Genomic DNA, 468 nt, shown 5'->3' on the forward strand with positions numbered 1-468 from the left:
AAAGGAGATACGGGTGAGCAAGGAGCAGATGGAGGAGGAGTAACAGTTCAAGGTTCAGATACATTAGCAAATATATTTCTTAAAGACAATACAGTTCCAGGCTTAATGTGGATAGCTTTAGATTCAGGTACGGATCAAGGAGGAAATGCAGTAGCTATAGGAGATGGCCTGGTTTCAAATGGTACACAATGGATAACTGTGGGGCAAATAAGAGGCCCACAAGGTCCTAAGGGAGATAAAGGCGATACTGGTGATCAGGGAATACAAGGGATACAAGGTGTAGCAGGATTAGACGGAGTAGATGGAGCAACAGGTCCTAAAGGAGATAAAGGAGATACGGGTGAGCAAGGAGCAGATGGAGGAGGAGTAACAGTTCAAGGTTCAGATACATTAGCAAATATATTTCTTAAAGACAATACAGTTCCAGGCTTAATGTGGATAGCTTTAGATTCAGGTACGGATCAAGGA

Annotated in this window: 1 pseudogene; it reads left to right on the top strand. The window is 42.9% G+C overall.

The features are described from left to right. Positions 1–468, top strand: a pseudogene (locus ACH5TX_RS00170) (hypothetical protein); the annotation flags it as partial.

This window comes from Thalassobellus citreus, from assembly GCF_044385915.1.
In the GTDB taxonomy this organism is placed as follows: Bacteria; Bacteroidota; Bacteroidia; order Flavobacteriales; family Flavobacteriaceae; genus Thalassobellus; species Thalassobellus citreus.